The 550-nt window shown below is 49.5% G+C and carries 1 protein-coding gene; it reads left to right on the forward strand.

What is annotated here, in order from left to right:
• Positions 1–550: IS30 family transposase (locus SIN01_RS14875; RefSeq protein ID WP_141306184.1), on the forward strand; the 550-nt coding region annotated here is incomplete at both ends.

Here is a 550-nt window from a genome sequence, read left to right on the forward strand (position 1 = left end):
AATCAGTCGTGAATTGAAACGAAATCAACAGGGTGATGGTACTTACTCGTCCGTACAGGCCGAGGAAAAGTACCATGCACGACGCGAAGGATGTTGCCGCCAACCTCTACTGGCTAATCCGGAACTTCACGACTTGATTCAGCGGCTTATTCTTGATCACCAGTGGTCTCCCGAACAGATCGATCAGCGGCTTAAACAGGATCATTCTCCTTGGAAGATCAGTTATACGACCATCTATCGTGGGATTGAAGCGCATCTTCTGGATGAGCCTAATCATCAACCTGGGCAACGTGGGATTGCTCGTCGCCTGCGACACCGAGGAAAATCACGCCACGGCAAAGGTTATGAAGAACGTCGTGGCAAAATCAACTACAGTCATTCCATTGATGAACGACCGCCTGAGGCTAATGAACGTCGCGTCATTGGCCACTGGGAAGCAGATACGGTCGTTGGAAAAATTGGATCCGAATGTCTGGTAACCCTTGTTGATCGAAAGACACGCTTACTCATTGCCGCAAAGGCCGCGAAGAAAACCGCTAAATGCGTGAAA

The sequence above is a fragment of the Sporolactobacillus inulinus genome (genome assembly GCF_006539285.1).
Lineage (GTDB): Bacteria > Bacillota > Bacilli > Bacillales > Sporolactobacillaceae > Sporolactobacillus > Sporolactobacillus inulinus.